Genomic DNA, 15,255 nt, shown 5'->3' with positions numbered 1-15,255 from the left:
CATGCGTCCTGTGTTGCGCCGTGTCGTCATCGCGTCGATCGCTCTGGCGGTCGCTGCCGCCGTCGGCTGGATGGCGATGCCTGGTCCCATTCCGGTGGAGACGGCTGTGGTGACCAAAGGGCGGTTCGTCGCGACCGTGGAGGACGACGGCAAGACGCGGGTGCGCCAACGCTATGTCGTGGCCGCGCCGCTCGCCGGACGGCTGGGCCGTCTCCGCTTCAAGGCCGGCGATCAGGTCAAGGCCGACGACGTGGTCGCCACCATCACGCCGGCGCCGGCACCCTTGCTCGATCCGCGCGCCCGCCGCGAGGTCGAAGAGCGGCTCGGCGCGGCCGAGGCCAATGTCGAACGCGCCAAGGCGGTGGTGGCACGGGCGCAGGCGCAGAGCGCGCAGGCGGCGGCCGATCTCGCGCGCACCATGGCCCTGGCCGCAAGCGGGGCTGCGACGATTCAGGCGAAGGAGCGCGCCGAGCTCACGATGCGCGTCGCCGAACGCGACCTGCGCGCCGCCGAATATGTCGACCACGCCGCCCAGCACGAACTCGGACAGCTCCGGGCGATGCTGGCGCGTTACGGCAGCAACACCGATGCGGACGTGCCGGCGGACAGCTGGAACGTGACGGCGCCGGTCGGCGGGCTGGTGCTGAAGGTGACCCAGGAAAGCGAGACCATGGTGCAGCCGGGCACGGCGCTGCTCGATCTCGGCGATCCCCATGATCTCGAAGTGGTCGTCGACGTGCTGAGCACCGATGCAGTCGAGATCGCTCCCGGCGCTGACGTCACGATCGACCGTTGGGGCGGCGCGGGCCGCCTGCCGGGGCGGGTTCGCCGCGTCGAGCCGGCGGCCTTCACCAAGATCTCCACGCTCGGCGTCGAGGAGCAGCGCGTCAACGTGCTGATCGACATCGTCTCGCCGGCCGACCAATGGCAGCGGCTGGGCGATGCCTATCAGCTCGATGCGCAGATCGCCGTCTTCACCCAGGACGATGCGACCATCGTGCCGACCGGCGCGCTGTTCAAGCGTGGCGACGACTGGTCGGTGTTCGTGCTCGAGGACGGCCGCGCCGCGTTGCGCAAGTTGCGGATCATCCGCCGCTCGGGCCGGTTCGCGGCGGTGGCCGAGGGCGTGTCCAGCGGCGACGTCGTGATCATCTATCCCGGCGACCGGGTGGCGGATGGCGTCAAGGTCGCGCCGCGTTGACGTGACGCGCGCAGAAGCGTCCTCAGCGCTGTGACGCCAGCTGCCTCAGCCGCGCATGCCGCGCCAATGCGTGCGCGATCAGGGCGTCCATCAGCGCCGGCTGGGGCAGGCCGGTGGCCTCCCACATCTTTGGATACATGCTGATATTGGTGAAGCCGGGCAGGGTGTTCACCTCGTTGACGTAGACCTCCTCGCCGTGGACGAAGAAGTCGACGCGCGCGAGGCTCTCGCAGCAGAGCACGCCGAACACCTCGGTCGCCATCTTGCGGATGCGCTGCGCCAGGCCAGGCTCGACCTGCGCCGGGACGTGCAGCGAGGCCCCCGATGCATCGGTGTACTTCGCCGCGTAGGAATAGAAACCGTGGCTGCTCGCGGGCACGATCTCGCCGAGCTCGGAGGCTTTGACCTCGCCATCGGCATGCTCCAGCACGGCGCATTCGATCTCGCGCACCGGGGAGATGCAACGTTCGATCAGGATCTTGCCGTCGAAGCGCAATGCGAGATCGCAGGCGGCGGCGAACTCCTGCGGGGTGCGCGCCTTGGAGATGCCGACCGATGAGCCGAGATTGGCCGGCTTGATGAACAGCTCAGAGCAGCCCACGGCATGGACGGCGTCCTCGTAGCTCACCGGTGCCGCTGCCGTCATCGTGACGAAGGGCACGATCGGCAGGCCGGCATCGCGCAGCAGGCGCTTGGCGACGTCCTTGTCCATCGCCGCCGCCGATCCCATCACCCGCGCGCCGACATAGGCGACATCGGCGAGTTCCAGCGCCCCCTGCATGGTGCCGTCCTCGCCGTTGGGACCATGCAGCACCGGGAAGATGACATCGAAGGTGAGTTCGCGCGGTGCGGCCGCGCCGTCGCCGAGCACCAGCGCGCGGCCCTGGCCGGCCGGCAGCAGCACGATCTGCGGACCGTCCGGCGGCACGGTCAAAGCCTGGGCTGTCCTGGCGTTGACGGCGTCGGCCAGCACCCAGCGCCCCTCCGGCGTGATGCCGATCAAGGTGACGGCGTATCGGCTCGCATCGAGCGACCGGAAGATGTTGGCGGCCGAGGCGCGGGACACGTCATGCTCGGCCGAGCGCCCGCCGAACAGGATCGCCACGCGCGTCGTGTTGTGTGCCATGACGTCAATCCATCCCACCAGCTTCAGCCTCTGCGCCGCAGCGTATCGCGGCTGACCCGAACGTGGCAATCACCGCGACGAGATCCGCGCTCGCAATGACGGATGATGCAGAGTTCGCTCTGATGGCGACGTCTCGCCCGCACTCATCGCCAGCCGGTCGCGCCTTCCGAGCAGACGGACCGCGTGCCGGCGGCGTGCATGCAGCTGCGATAGAGTGACGGCTCGACGAAGCGGCCGGACCACACGCCGCGCCCGGCACGGCGGGCTGCGACCTGATCGGCCGCGTAATGACCGTGGGAATATTGCGGCTCCTCCAATGCAAGCCCGCGCGACACCATGAACTGGCCGAGATCGACACCGCCGGCCGCGCAGCGCGCGACGACGCGGCCATAACGGTCGCCATCCACGGGCATGCAGCGGATGGTCTTGCCGCGGGTGAACGCGTCGAGCGTGTTGGCGGCGAGCGCGCCGCAGCGATATGGCTTGCGGTCGCGGCCGCGGCACAATTGCGCGCTCTCCGGCGCGTCGATGCCCCACAGACGAATGCGCTGATCGTGAAGATCCAGCGTATCGCCATCGACGATGCTGCCGCGGCCAACAAGGTCGCGCGCGACGGCAGAAGGCGCGGCAGCCAGCAGCAGAGCCCCGCAGACGAAGAGAAGTGAATATCGCAAGATCGGCACCGTGCACTGGGGCGTCAATTCGCCGAGCGGCGAATCAGATGCTGCCCGTGAGGTCTTATAGCGAATAGCTAAGCCGAGCAGCGCGATCCTATGGCTGCCGAGCGAGATCACGCCAAGATGCGCCACATCGCGCGCGTTCGCGGTGCGGACGTCATGGGGGGAGGCGACATGCGGCCGTGATGCCACATCGCCGTTGGGATCAGCTCGCCGGGGGGATCAACTCGCCGGCCTGCTGCTCCGCGCCGCATGCTCCACGTCGGCGGCCAGCGCGCTCAGATGCGCGGCGAGGCGCGCGAACAGCTCGCGCTTGTCGCGGTCGGTGGCGAGGTCACGAATGATGGCGCATTCTGCCGCGTCGGCCCGCAGCTTGTCGGGCTCGGTCATCAACTCTGACATAATTCGCTTCCCTGCCGCGCTGGCGAAATGTCGAAACGACGAGCAGGCGAGATTGTTCCGGGGGGCCGAGAAAGAATTTCGGGCCTCACTCGTTGTCGGATCTGAATACCGTCGCACGGCTATCGCTCTCCGGGCCACCATGTCGAGGCGGGATGGGCGGCCGAGATCTTGGTCTCGCGCAACGCCACCAACGCGCTGCGCTTGTAGGGATGACCGCGCAGCCGCGAGCAATCCTGGCACCGCATGTAGCGCTCCAGCTCGTGGATCGGCGTCGTCTTGGGCCGTCTGATGATGTCGAGCGCGACGGTCTGGTTGGTGTCGCAGCCGAGGCAGCGCACTTCGAGATAGAAGTAGCCGGCATTGAGGGCATCGCCGAGCAGCGGCGAGGGTTGCGCCGGCCCCTTGTAGCCGAGCATCCGCTTGTTCCAGGCCGCGCAGGCGAGGCGGTCCGCTTCCTTGCGCGCGCGGGCGGCCTGTTCTTGCGCGATCCTGATGCCGGCGCCGTAGAGTCTCTCGCGCGATCTGGTGGTCATGAGCGCCATGATCGATCCCGCGGCGTCGCGCAGCAAGCCGCTAGGTTTGGGGCTGCAGGAACCGTGGGACTACAAGCTCATCCACAGGGGAGCGTCATGATACCGCATTCATTGCCGCCACGCGTCGGATCGCGCGCGGGCTGCGCGTGAAGGCAGGTGACATTCTTAATGATCGGCGGTCACGATCGTCACTGCCGGCCGCACGCGGCGTCTTATTCTGCAACATGAGCGGTCGGTGAGATGCCTTGCGCGCGGCTGCAGGCCGCGGCCCGCAAGTTCCATGGCGCGCCTCGTAACGCAACTACTTAGGAAAAGTTCCAAAGTTTTTCTCGCGCATCGGCAGTTCCTTCAGCTTGTTCCCCTCGGCGCGGGACGATAGACGTGAATGCGGTGTCGAACGTGCGCGCGGGTCGGAGTTTGTCAGATTGGGTGTTGAGACGCAGGCCGTGGTCAGCGACCACGTTTCTGCTGACACTTCTTGCTGTCGCCCTATCGAGCGCCGCGCGCGTTGCGTTGGATCTGCTCGGTGCGAGCCTGCCTTACGCCACCTTCTACCCCGCGGTCGTGTTTTCGGCGTTGTTCGGTGGCATCCCCTCGGCGATTTTTGCCACGTGGTTGTCGGCGACGGTGGTGCTGGTCGCTTTCACCGACCGGCCGGGACATGGTGAAGCCGTCAATCTCGTCGCATTCCTCGGCACGGCTGCGCTGGTCATCTGGCTGGCCAATCTCTGCCGGAACGCGCTGCTCGAGCTCAAGCGTAGCGAGCATGCGCGCGAATTGCTGCTTGGCGAGCTCCGCCATCGCGTGAACAACCAGCTCGCGGTGTTTCAGTCGATCGTCCGGTCGAGCCTGTCGGGCGAGGATCATGACAAGGGCGAGGCGATCTCGCTCAGGCTCGAGGCTGTGGCGCGTGCCAACACGCTCGCCTGGTCCGACCACCGCATCATGACGCTGCGCATGCTGATCGAGATGGAGCTGCAGCCCTATCGGGTGCCGGGCGTGATCGCGGTGGAGGGAGCCGATGTGCAATTGGGGCCGGACGCGGTGCGCAATCTTGCGCTGGTGTTCCACGAACTCGCGACCAACGCCGTCAAATATGGTGCGCTGCGCGGCGATGGCGGCCGGCTCGAGGTGCAGCTGGCGCAAGACGGCGGTCGCACGGTCGTGACCTGGCGCGAGCTGTGTGCGCATGCGGTCGAGCCGCCGCTGCGCGAGGGATTTGGCATGCGCATGATCCGCGCAAGCCTTGCCGCGATCGGCGGCAGTGTCGAGCAGGATTTTCGCGCCGACGGACTGCTCTGCCGGATCAGGTTCGAAGCGGGCGCATGAGGCGCGGGCTGCGATCAGCTGCGACGGATGTCGCGGATTGAATGCGAGCAGCGATGTCGCCCGCGGATCATCCGGTAAGCCGATCGAGAGCCGCAGGCGCGGGTTCCAATGGTTGACGCCGCAAATCGATGCGGCCGGCCTGAAACGGCCGCAGCGCTGCCGCGTAGTTCTTCAATGAATCGACGCGACATGTTGCTCTTGGCCGCGCTGCTGCTGATCTCGCTGATCGTGACCTGGCTGGGCACGGACTATGTGCTCAACCATGTGGTGATCCCGCTGATCGAGGATCGGCAGCCTGGCCCTGACCTGCCGGCATCGTGACGAGTCGATGCGCGATCGACCGCCATTGCGCACTGCGCTTGCCGCATGTTTGTCCGCCGCGCGGAACGCGGCGCGGCTTGATCGCCGGCGCGAAACGCTCCACCATCCCGCGACGAAGCGCGAAACGCGCCGCGGGCAGGAGACGTCGGATGAAATGCTATGAGCTGCAGGGACCGGGCGGCATCGAGGCGCTGGCACTGGTCGACAAGCCCGTGCCCGCGCCGGGCCAAGGCGAGGTGCTGGTGCGGCTATCTGCCGCCAGCATCAACTATCGCGACCTGCTGACGGTGAAGGGGGGCTATGGCGCGCGGCAGAAATTTCCGCTGGTGCCGCTGTCCGACGGCGCCGGCGTGGTCGAGGCGGTCGGCGACGGCGTGGTGGGGGTCGCGCCCGGCGAGCGCGTGATCGGCAGCTTCTTCGAGAGCTGGAGTGCTGGCGAGCCGAGTGAAGCGAAGATGCGGGCCGCGCTCGGCGGCGCGGTCGACGGCACCTTGAGCGAATATCGGATCTTTCCCGCGCATGCGCTGGTGAGGACACCGGCGCATCTCAGCGATATCGAGGCGGCGACCTTGCCCTGCGCCGGCGTCACGGCCTGGAGCGCGGTGGTCAAGCTCGGCGGCATCCGGCCGGGCCAGACGGTGCTGACGCAAGGGACGGGCGGCGTTTCCATCTTCGCGCTGCAGATCGCCAAGATGGCCGGCGCGCGAGTGATCGCGACGTCCTCGAACGAGGCCAAGATCGCGCGGCTGGAGGCGCTCGGGGCCGACGTCACGCTGAACTACAAGACGTCGCCGGATTGGGGCAAGAAGGCGCGGGAGATCACAGGGCAGGGCGTCGATCTCGTGGTCGAGGTCGGCGGTGTCGGCACGCTCAACGAATCGATCCGGGCCACCCGTATCGGCGGCACCATCGCCTTCATCGGCGTGCTCGCCGGCGCGCCGGCCGCCGAGCTGCGCCTGCCTTTGATGGTGATGCAGCAGCAGCGGCTGCAGGGTGTCACGGTCGGCTCGGTCGAGGATCTGCAGGCGCTGGCCAATGCGCTGGCGCTGCACCAGGTCAAGCCGGTGGTCGATCGTGTGTTTCCGTTCAGCGAGGCGCGCGCGGCGTTCCACTACATGTCGAGCGGCGCGCATCTCGGCAAGGTGGCGATCGCGATCGGCTAGATCATGATGCGTTTCCACGGAAACGCATCATGATCTTTCCTTTTGTTTGAGCATGATCTTTTCGGAGAACCGTTTTCCACTTTTTCAGATGATGCTCTATGCCGCCTTGCGCGCCGGCAGCGTCATTGCGACGACGCCGACGACGACGCAGGCGAGGCCGATCCAGGCCGTTGGTGCCAGCTGCTCGCCGAGCCCGGCCACGGCGATGGCGACGCCGATCGGCACGCGCAGATAGGATTGCGCGGTCGCGCCGATCGAGCCGAGGGTCTGCACCAGGCGGAAATAGATCACCATCGCGGCGGCGGTCGAGACGGTCGCCAGCGCGACCAGCGCCAGCACCGAGCGCAGCGACGGCTGCAGCGTCCAGGGATGGTCGACGATGAGCGCGAGCGGCATCAGGATCACGGCGCCCGACAGCAGCGAGCCGGCCGCGGGCAGCATCGGGTCGAGCCCCTTGAAGCGCTTGCCCATGATTGCCGCTCCCGCATAGCAGATGGTGGCGGCGACGATCGCAAGCTGGGCCCACAGCTCGCGGCCAAGCCCGCCCAGCGCCTCGGTCCCCACGATGAGGCAGGTGCCGGCAAGGCCGGTGGCGATGCCGCCGAGCTTGCGCCGCGTGACCGGCTCGTGGCGCGTGACCAGCGTCGTCAGCAGGAAGGCGAAGATCGGCGAGGTCGCGTTCAGGATCGTGGCGAGCCCGGCCTCGACGGTGCGCTCGGCCCAGGCGATCAGCGTGAAGGGCACGACGCTGTTGAGGCCGGCCTGAATCAGAAAGCGGCGCCAGGTCGCGCGCTCGCGCGGCCAGCCGAGGCCGCGGCTGCGGATGATCGCGGCGAGCAGCAGTCCTGCGATCAAGGTCCGTGCAGCGATCAGGGTCAGCGGCGGGATGGTCTCGACGCCGATCTTGATGAAGGTGTAGGAGGCGCCCCACAAGGTGGACAGCACGAGCAGGAGGGCGAGCTCGCGGGTGAGATCGGAGCGGGTCTGCATGTGGCCTCGCGGGCGGGAGAAGGATCACCTTCTCCTAGCCGCGAGGCCGCGCTCGACGTTTCGATAGGGAACGAACCGTTCTGGTCTGGAATGAAGTCCGCGCCATGCCGGTTCGTGCACTGGGCCCCTGGACCGCTTCGCTGACGCTCGCGATGACGGAGCTTGTGGGGCTTCCGGTGCTCGCCACGGCCGCCATTGCGAGCGCAGCGAAGCCATCCAGGCTGTCGATCCGATGACGATCCTGGATGGCTTCGTCGCCTGCGGCTCCTCGCAATGACGCTGCGGGGAACTGATGGGATTGCCCCCGATCAGTTCGCCGGCATGCTCTTCTCGACCAGCTTCACCCAATAAGAGGCGCCGGCGCTGAGGATGTTGTCGTTGAAGCGGTAGGCCGGGTGGTGACATTCATTGCCCGGACCCATGCCGATGAACACGAACGCGCCGGGGCGCGCTTCCAGCATGAAGGCGAAATCCTCGCCGCCCATCAAGGGCGTGGCGCGGTCATTCACGCGCTCATTGCCGGCGACGTCGCGGGCCACGTCGGCAGCGAAGGCGGCCTGCGCGGCATGGTTCATCGTCACGGGATATTTGCGCTCATAGATCGCCTCGGCCGAGCCGCCATAGGCCCGGGCAGTGGCCTCGGTGACCTCGATGATACGCTTCTCGACGAGGTCGCGGATGTCCGGATCGAGGGTGCGCACGGTGCCGAGCATCTCGACCGTCTCGGGGATGACGTTGAAGGTGGTGCCGCCATGGATCGAGCAGATCGAGATCACCGCCGATTTCAGCGGGTCGACATTGCGGGCGACGATCGACTGCAGCGCGTTGACGATCTGCGAGGCGATCAGGATGCTGTCGACCGCCCGGTGCGGACCGGCGCCGCCGTGGCCGCCCTTGCCGGTGACCTTGATGTGGATCGCGTCCGCCGACGCCAGCATCGCGCCGGGTGAAATCTCGAAATGGCCTTCGGGAATGCCGGGCATGTTGTGCATGCCATAGACCTCCTGGATACCCCAGCGCGTCATCAGCCCGTCATCGACCATCGCCTTGCCGCCGGCGCCGCCTTCTTCCGCAGGCTGGAAGATGACGACCGCGGTGCCGTCGAAATTGCGCGTCTCGGCGAGATATTTTGCAGCGCCGAGCAGCATCGCGGTATGGCCGTCATGACCGCAGGCATGCATCAGGCCGGGCGTCTTGGAGGCGTAGGGAACGCCCGACGTCTCCTCGATCGGCAGCGCGTCCATGTCGGCGCGTAGGCCGATGGTCTTGCCGGAGGCCGATTTGCGGCCCCGGATCACGCCGACCACGCCGGTGCGGCCGATCCCGGTCACGACCTCGTCGCAGCCGAATTCGCGCAGACGGTCCGCGACGATGCCGGCGGTGCGGTGCACCTCATAGAGCAGTTCGGGATGCTCGTGAAAATCGTGCCGCCAGGCGGCCATTTCATCTGACAATGCGGCGATGCTGTTGAGGATGGGCATGAGGAAGGAACTGCTCGCGATGTGGAATTTGGACGCTGCGGTCCACGCGGCCAAGGACGGCCGCGCGGGGCTCTCCGCACGATCGGACGACTATGACGTGGTCCAAAAATCCCGGCAAGCTGCTGCCCGCCATGGCGCCATGCAGAGATGCGCGGCAACGGGGCCACGTCGCATTGCGCGTTCCGGATTCCGGAACGAAGCTGTCAGGCGAAGCAGGACGGGGTCGGCACGCGCGGATATTTGTGCTCGGGCGGCACCACGAGCCGGAAGGCGCGCAGGCTCGGCTCCTCCCACGCGACCAGCAGCGTTCCACAAACGCCGCAATCGGCCTGGCCGGGGCTGCCCAGGGCGGATGTCGATTCGGCGATCTCGTAGGCCGCATGGCAATGCGGGCAGGTCACGCTGGATATCTTCATAAGTTCACACTGACACACATCGCGATCATGCGTCTTGAAGCAGATCAATGCGATCACAATGATGACTATGCCGGCGGCCCTGGCGCTACGCCTCCTCGGAGCCCCAGGGAGTCGGCGCTTTCGCGAATGCACGCCACGCCTCGCGTAGCGGTTGCTCGACGCCGGCCATCGCATGGGCGTGCCAGCCGGTGATTGCGGCCGCGGCGATCGCCGCATCGGTCGAGGTCGTGCCGAGATCGGCGATGACGCCGGCGGTCACCGCCATGTCGTTGTAATAGCCGAGCTGCTCCTGCAGGTCGGCGAGGGTCCTGGCATATTTCCTGGCCGGCTTGCTTGCGCCGTAGAGCGGCAGCAGGAAGTCGATGCTGTAGCGCAGCTTCTTCAGCGCCAGCCGCACCCGATGGCGGCGCTCGGCCGGCAGCTTCTTGAAACGTCGGCCGCGCTTGAGCACCGTCTGATGCCGCTCCGCCAGCACGTGTCCGGCAAAATCGAGCGCCGGCCCCGCGAGCCGCCCAAGCTCGTCTGGAGAGACGTCGTTGCGCCAGCCACGCGTCGCGATCAACGCGCCGAGACCGAGCACGAAGGCGGCGCAGCGGCGGTCGGCGACCGCCATGCGCAGCTTGCGATAAGCAAGCGCGCGCTGCCGCTCGGCCAGGCTCTGCAGCGTGTCGAAGCCGGCGACCGTCGGACAGGCTTCGGCGATCTCAGGCAATGTCTCGGTCAGGAAGACGTCGAGATCGCGCGCCGTGGACAGATTCTGTGCGAGCCAGCGTGCATCGGTCTCGAGGCTCTCCAGCGTCGCCGAAACCCCGAGCGGCCGCATCAGATGCAGCGCCGCGCGGAGCCGCCGCAGCGCCACCCGCATCTGATGAACGCCTTCCGGATCGCGGCCATCCTCGGCTGCCGGCAGCGCCTGCAGCAGATGATGGAAGCTGCCGCGCAGGATCACCGCGAAGGCCTCGTCCAGCGAGACCGCGGGATCCAGATGAAGCTTCTGCGGTTTCTCGGCGCCTGGCGCTACGCTTGCGGCGAGATCGAAACCGCGTGCCGACTTGCTGCGGATCGAGGGCCGCACCGGACCGTGCTCGGCGAGCCGCAGCGCCGCCTCGTAGATCGTCGCGGGGTTGCCGCTCTTGAGTTCCAGCTCAATCTCGCTGACCGTCTCGCTGTGCTCACCCGCCTTGATCACGCCGCTGTCAAAGGCGACCTCGAGGGTTGCGTTGGGCAGATCGAGCAGCCGCGCATGACGATGCACGTCTGCCGTGAACACCGGCTCGAGCGGCGAGTCGGTCACGGCTGCGCGCAGTTCCTCGGGCAGCAGTGCCGCCGCCAATGCCGTGTCCGGCGCGAGCGAGGTGACGCTCGCTTCCCATTCGCCGCGCTTCAGCGGGTCGTCGCTCTGCTGGGACTTGACGGTCTGCACGAAACGCGAGCCGCTCTGGCGCACCCGCAGCGTGAAGCCGTTCTTCCAGAGCTGTCGTCGCGGCGTATCGTAATAGACGGATGTGAGATGCTTGCGCGTGCCCTTGTTGCGCGCATGCGCTACGACGATCGGCGCATTGTTGAAATCGGCGAGCTGCTCGGGGACGACGAGCAGCTTCAGCTCGATCTCTTCGCCGGAGATTGCGGGATCGGGCAATGCGGGTCGCGCGGGATCGAGAGGCGCCGCGCCCGCATCTGCAGCTGCCGGATCCGCAGCCCCCGAATCCACAGCCAAAGAGACCGGCTGGCCAGCAGTGTCGATCCGACGGGAAGGTGCAATCCCACTTGGAGGGTCCGCCGTGCAGTCTGCGTTGCTGCTCGTCGCATCTTGTACGCTTGATCCAGGCATAACGCAATCGCTGCCTTGGATCGACGCGGCGTTCGAATCCGGCATGTGTTGGTTCATTGACGGTTTGATGACTGTTGCCCCGAAACATAACCGAAATTAGCAGGATGAGACAGCAGGAATTGTTCAGCGTGATGACGGGCATTGGCATACCATATGACATCAAGCTGATTTTCCCTCATTCCATCAATGCCAACGCCCTGCGGCCGGGCCGCGAGGCGCCTCACGAAAAAATGTTTGCGGCGCGAGAACCCCTGTGGCGGGACGTCGCGTCTGGCGGGGGACCGCTCAAATCCAGGCCGTCAGCATCAGGCGCGTGGCGATCAAGATCGCCGCCGCCCCCGTGGCGATGGTCGCGGCCGCGACCAGGCCACGCCCGCGCCGCGCCATCGCGCGCGAGCGCTCCCGCGGGTCCTCCGTCGGATCGAACAGGCCGCGCCGGCGACGCCGGTGACGCGCCGCCTGAACCCAGAAGGCCAGCGCGGTGAGCCCGGCCGCGACCGCGCACCCGGTCGCAACGCCGGCAGCGAGGCCGAGATCGACGCCCAGACTCTGCATCATGCTGCGCAGATGAAGGCCCAGATGCGTCAGCAGCGTGGCCGCGTAGTCGGCTGCGGCCGCGCCGGTGTAGAGCAGCACCGCCGTCCACACCACGGCGGCCATCGCGATCAGCATCGACACCAGCACGGCCAGGCCGTCGCCGGCCATGAAGCCGATCGAGGCGGCGATCAGCGCCAGAGCCGGCATTACATTGCCCATCGGGATGGGAAGAATGATCGTGACCGCCATCAACAGCAGCGGTAGCGCCAGGACCATGCGCGCGGTGCGGCCGGTCAGCCAGACCAGGCGGTCCTCGCGCAGGGCGCGCTCGGCAACGCCGGCCCAGTCGAGCCCGGCCCGGATGACCTTGCGCAGCAGCCGCTGCGGGACTGGCCGGCGCCGCACCGTCTCCGGCAACCATAGTCGCTCGGCGCCGAACAGGATCTGCAGCGCCACCACCGCGACGAAGGTGCCGAACACCATGCCGAACGGGCCGGGCAGCGGGATCAGCGCCGGGATCGTCAGCAGCAGCAAAGTGAGGCCGAGACCTTCCGACTCCAGGCGGTCGAACAACTCGCCGACCGACGGCTCCTCCGATCGCACCGTGCGCGCGATCGCGAGCAGCCGCCGGCTGATCGGGCCATTGTGCCGGCGTGGCGCCGCCGAGACCTCATCATTGGATGCGCCATCGTTCATCGCCACGCCGTGACCTCGTGTCCTCTGCGTGTTCTTACTTCACCTGCTCGGCCGCGGGCCGCGTCTTCCACAATGAATAGCCGATGCCGGCGCCGAGCAGGCCGAAGGTGATGCCGAGCGACAGCGCCGGCGGAAACTTCTCCAGCCCGAGCAGGTCGGCGAGGAAGATCTTCGAGCCGATGAAGATCAGCACGGCCGCAAGCGCCAGCTTGAGATACTGGAAGCGATCGACCATCGCGGCCAGCGCGAAATAGAGCGCACGCAGACCCAGGATCGCGAAGATGTTCGAGGTGTAGACCACGAACGGGTCGGTCGAGATCGCGAAGATCGCGGGCACCGAGTCGACGGCGAAGATGACGTCGGCGAACTCGATCAGGATCAGCGCCAGGAACAGCGGCGTCATGAACCAGGTCATCTTGCCGCTGGCGTTGGGCTGACGCACGAAGAAGTGCTCGTCATGCAGCCGGTCGGTGACGTCGAAGCGGCGCCGCATCCAGGCCAGCGCCGGGTTGGAGCCGACGTCATGCGGCTTGTCCTTGAACACCAGCATCTTGACGCCGGTCGCGACCAGGAAGAGCGCGAACACGTAGAGCACCCAGCTCGCCTGGGCGACGATCGCGGCGCCAAGACCGATCATGATCGCGCGCAGCACGATGACGCCGACGATGCCCCAGAACAGCACGCGATGCTGATAGGCGCGGGGGATCGCGAAATAGCTGAAGATCATCGCGATGACGAAGACATTGTCCATCGCCAGCGCCTTCTCGATCGTGAACGCGGTCAGATAGGCCGTGCCGGCCTCGCCGCCGAGCTGCCACCACACCCAGCCGCCGAAGCCGAGGCCGAGCATGATGTAGATCGCGCTCATCACGAGGCTCTCGCGCACCGATATTTCGCGCGTCTTGCGATGCACGATGCCGAGGTCGAAAACGAGCAGGGCGAGCACGATTGCGAGAAAGGCAAGCCACATCCAGACAGGCTTGCCGGCAAACGCGATGAACAGGAAATCCACGACGGGTCCTCTTTGAGCCAGTGTGATTGATGTCGTCAGGTCCGACATCGTGAAAGCACCGGCAGCTTCACCAGAGGGGCCCGGACCAGGGTTACCCCACCATGTATTCGCCTGCCGCGCGATTTCAAGGGGACGCGAGGCCGCGCCGCTGAATGTGACGCCACCGAATGCGACCTCACCGAATGCGACAGAGTGTCATGCGCCTTGCGGCGCTGAAAACCCGAACTAGGTGTGATGAACCGGAGATCCGGGCCCCTCTGATAGTCTGCACGGCTATGATGTCGGACTCTCTTTCGTAACAAATACCAATGACGGTATTTCGCTCTTCGGAGCGCAAATGGGAGTTTGATGAGATGCGGCCACACGTGTCGCTTGTGACCATGGACCTTTGCTGCTCTTGCTCTCCGTATGCTTCGACCAACGCATCTTGTAACGTCGCACGACCGTCGCCGGATCGGGGCACCAAGGCCGATCGTGATGGAACCCGAACGGCTGCTCGCCGCTTTGTGAGGCAATCGCGCCTGGATACCCGGGCGTGCTGGTATGTGGTGTACGGGAGCAGGTCGTGACGGCGGGGGATGAGAAGGTATTGGTTGCGACGGCGCCACCGTCCCGACCGCCAGTCGCAACGCGCCGACTGCTGGTGATCATCAACCGCGGCAGCCGCTCCGGCGGCACGGCGGCCGGAGTGGCCGTGTCGCGGCTGAGCGGGGCGGGCTACGATCTCGTGATCTCGGCGCCGCATAGTCCGCGCGAGGTCGCGCCGTGGATCGAAGCCCATGCCGACGGTGCGCACGCCGTCGTCATCGCCGGCGGTGATGGCAGCCTCAACGCCGCCGCACCCGCGCTGGTGAAGACCGGGCTGCCGCTCGGCATCATTCCCGCCGGCACCGCCAATGATCTCGCGCGCACGCTCGGCCTGCCCGAGGACATGGAAGCGGCGGCCGACGTGATCGCGGCCGGCCATCGCCGCAATATCGATCTCGGCGACGTCAACGGGCACCCGTTCTTCAACGTTGCGAGTCTCGGCCTCAGCGCCGATCTCGCGCGCCAGCTGACCAAGGAGACAAAGCGCCGGTTCGGACGGCTCGGCTACGCGATCACGGCGCTCAAGGTGCTCACCAATGCGCGGCCGTTTCGCGCCATGATCGTGTCCTCGGATGGCGCGGTGCGCGTGAAGACATTGCAGATCGCGGTCGGCAACGGCCGTTATTATGGCGGCGGCATGGCCGTCGAGCACAGTGCGGAGATCGACGATTCTCATCTCGATCTCTATTCGCTGGAGATCGGCCGCGTCTGGAAGCTGCTGGCCATGGCCTATGACTTCCGCAAGGGCCGCCACGGGCTGTGGCAGGAGGTGCGGGCCTCGCGTGACACCGCGTTCGAGATCCGCACCCGGCGGCCGCGTCCGATCAACGCCGATGGCGAACTCGTCACCTTCACTCCGGCACGCTTCAACGTGCTGCCGCGCGCGGTCACCGTGTTCGTGCCCGAGACGCCATCCCAGGACCGCAACTGACCGCCGGCCAATCCGCAGCCT

At 66.8% G+C, this 15,255-nt stretch carries 15 protein-coding genes; 5 read left to right on the top strand and 10 right to left on the bottom strand.

Going from position 1 to position 15,255, the window contains the following annotated elements:
* Nucleotide 1 precedes the first annotated feature (1 nt).
* Entirely contained in the window at nucleotides 2-1,201 is a 1,200-nt protein-coding gene (locus BBTA_RS25115; RefSeq protein ID WP_012045315.1) for an efflux RND transporter periplasmic adaptor subunit, read from the top strand.
* A 22-nt stretch (nucleotides 1,202-1,223) separates the two neighbouring features.
* Here the strand turns inward: BBTA_RS25115 and BBTA_RS25110 are convergent, their stop codons facing one another.
* The 4 genes from BBTA_RS25110 to BBTA_RS25100 all read right to left on the bottom strand — a co-directional run bounded on the left by BBTA_RS25110 (nucleotide 1,224) and on the right by BBTA_RS25100 (nucleotide 3,939).
* Nucleotides 1,224-2,327 (bottom strand): D-alanine--D-alanine ligase family protein, encoded by a 1,104-nt coding sequence (locus BBTA_RS25110; RefSeq protein ID WP_012045314.1) that lies wholly within the window; start codon nucleotides 2,325-2,327, stop codon nucleotides 1,224-1,226.
* Between the two features lie 143 nt (nucleotides 2,328-2,470).
* A complete protein-coding gene (locus BBTA_RS25105; protein ID WP_012045313.1) occupies nucleotides 2,471-3,001 on the bottom strand; it encodes a thermonuclease family protein in 531 nt (176 codons plus the stop codon).
* A 225-nt stretch (nucleotides 3,002-3,226) separates the two neighbouring features.
* Nucleotides 3,227-3,394 carry a hypothetical protein gene (locus BBTA_RS40885; protein ID WP_168167918.1) on the bottom strand — a complete coding sequence of 56 codons (168 nt, stop codon included), beginning with the start codon at nucleotides 3,392-3,394 and terminating at the stop codon, nucleotides 3,227-3,229.
* Nucleotides 3,395-3,525: 131 nt separating this feature from the next.
* Nucleotides 3,526-3,939: a hypothetical protein gene (locus tag BBTA_RS25100; RefSeq protein ID WP_012045311.1), complete on the bottom strand. Its 414-nt coding sequence runs from the start codon at nucleotides 3,937-3,939 to the stop codon at nucleotides 3,526-3,528.
* Nucleotides 3,940-4,452: 513 nt separating this feature from the next.
* Here BBTA_RS25100 and BBTA_RS25095 point away from each other — a divergent pair.
* The 3 genes from BBTA_RS25095 (at nucleotide 4,453) to BBTA_RS25090 (ending at nucleotide 6,752) form a co-directional block, all read left to right on the top strand.
* Nucleotides 4,453-5,268, top strand: a complete 816-nt coding sequence (locus BBTA_RS25095) for an HWE histidine kinase domain-containing protein (protein ID WP_012045310.1) — start codon at nucleotides 4,453-4,455, stop codon at nucleotides 5,266-5,268.
* Between the two features lie 189 nt (nucleotides 5,269-5,457).
* Complete coding sequence (locus BBTA_RS41670) at nucleotides 5,458-5,589, top strand: hypothetical protein (protein WP_012045309.1); 132 nt, start codon at nucleotides 5,458-5,460, stop codon at nucleotides 5,587-5,589.
* Nucleotides 5,590-5,738: 149 nt separating this feature from the next.
* Nucleotides 5,739-6,752, top strand: a complete 1,014-nt coding sequence (locus BBTA_RS25090) for an NAD(P)-dependent alcohol dehydrogenase (protein ID WP_012045308.1) — start codon at nucleotides 5,739-5,741, stop codon at nucleotides 6,750-6,752.
* Between the two features lie 96 nt (nucleotides 6,753-6,848).
* Here BBTA_RS25090 and BBTA_RS25085 read toward each other — a convergent pair whose 3' ends face one another.
* From BBTA_RS25085 to BBTA_RS25060, 6 genes are all read right to left on the bottom strand, one after another.
* The gene (locus BBTA_RS25085; RefSeq protein WP_012045307.1) at nucleotides 6,849-7,742 is read right to left on the bottom strand and encodes a DMT family transporter; all 894 of its coding nucleotides are present in this window, start codon (nucleotides 7,740-7,742) and stop codon (nucleotides 6,849-6,851) included.
* A gap of 308 nt (nucleotides 7,743-8,050) precedes the next feature.
* Entirely contained in the window at nucleotides 8,051-9,223 is a 1,173-nt protein-coding gene (locus BBTA_RS25080; protein ID WP_012045305.1) for a M20 aminoacylase family protein, read from the bottom strand.
* 203 nt (nucleotides 9,224-9,426) lie between these two features.
* The gene (locus BBTA_RS25075; protein WP_041750878.1) at nucleotides 9,427-9,639 is read right to left on the bottom strand and encodes a hypothetical protein; all 213 of its coding nucleotides are present in this window, start codon (nucleotides 9,637-9,639) and stop codon (nucleotides 9,427-9,429) included.
* A gap of 85 nt (nucleotides 9,640-9,724) precedes the next feature.
* Nucleotides 9,725-11,515 (bottom strand): CYTH and CHAD domain-containing protein, encoded by a 1,791-nt coding sequence (locus BBTA_RS25070; RefSeq protein WP_012045303.1) that lies wholly within the window; start codon nucleotides 11,513-11,515, stop codon nucleotides 9,725-9,727.
* Nucleotides 11,516-11,755: 240 nt separating this feature from the next.
* On the bottom strand, nucleotides 11,756-12,709 hold the full coding sequence (locus BBTA_RS25065) for an exopolysaccharide biosynthesis protein (RefSeq protein ID WP_012045302.1): 954 nt from the start codon (nucleotides 12,707-12,709) through the stop codon (nucleotides 11,756-11,758).
* Between the two features lie 28 nt (nucleotides 12,710-12,737).
* On the bottom strand, nucleotides 12,738-13,715 hold the full coding sequence (locus tag BBTA_RS25060; protein WP_012045301.1) for a TerC family protein: 978 nt from the start codon (nucleotides 13,713-13,715) through the stop codon (nucleotides 12,738-12,740).
* Between the two features lie 565 nt (nucleotides 13,716-14,280).
* Between BBTA_RS25060 and BBTA_RS25055 the strand changes: the two genes are divergently transcribed.
* Nucleotides 14,281-15,234, top strand: coding sequence for a lipid kinase (locus BBTA_RS25055; RefSeq protein WP_012045300.1), 954 nt, complete (start codon nucleotides 14,281-14,283; stop codon nucleotides 15,232-15,234).
* The last annotated feature ends 21 nt before the right edge of the window (nucleotides 15,235-15,255 follow it).

It is taken from the genome of Bradyrhizobium sp. BTAi1, assembly GCF_000015165.1.
Lineage (GTDB): Bacteria > Pseudomonadota > Alphaproteobacteria > Rhizobiales > Xanthobacteraceae > Bradyrhizobium > Bradyrhizobium denitrificans.
This window is presented reverse-complemented; position numbering and strand designations above follow the sequence as displayed.